The organism is Tessaracoccus sp. OH4464_COT-324 (assembly GCF_003932855.1).
Classification (GTDB): Bacteria; Actinomycetota; Actinomycetes; order Propionibacteriales; family Propionibacteriaceae; genus Arachnia.
In genome coordinates this window covers 1-428 of the sequence record NZ_RQYZ01000110.1, presented here as the reverse complement: position 1 = coordinate 428, position 428 = coordinate 1, and the positions used below count along the sequence as shown (strand labels likewise).

Below are 428 nucleotides of genomic sequence, written 5' to 3'. Positions count from 1 at the left end.
ACCCCGTCTGGTGGCCCCGCGAGCGGCGGCCCTTTCCCCGGCGGCGGGTCTGGCGCTCCGGGTTCTGCGCCTGCGGCGGGTGAGGGTTCTGTGCCTGCGGCGGCGGGTGGGGATATGAGTTTCACCGCTGATCCGCCGGCGTTGTTGGAGATGGCCCGTAGGTGGGCGGCTAATTCGGATACTTCGGCCAGCGGGACACGGATGATGCCAGCTGGGGAAACTTTCGGGTTCCTGGAAGGCACCCTTGACGGTTTTCGTGACTTGTTGGGCTCGATTTCCGGTGGCTCGGGTAAGGCCTCGGGCGAGTTCGACAACGTGTGTGACTCGTTGCAGATCCTCGCCAGACGCTACACGGAACAAGAAGACCGCGCACAACAATCCGGTGACCAGATTGGAGAACGCTAATGGCCGGACCAGAAGACGCAGGC

General features: G+C 64.0%; 1 protein-coding gene. It reads left to right on the top strand.

Translation table 11 applies throughout. The features are described from left to right. The coding region (locus tag EII42_RS12330; RefSeq protein WP_233558412.1) for a hypothetical protein at positions 1-405 on the top strand (405 nt) is incomplete at its 5' end. Between the last annotated feature and the right edge of the window lie 23 nt (positions 406-428).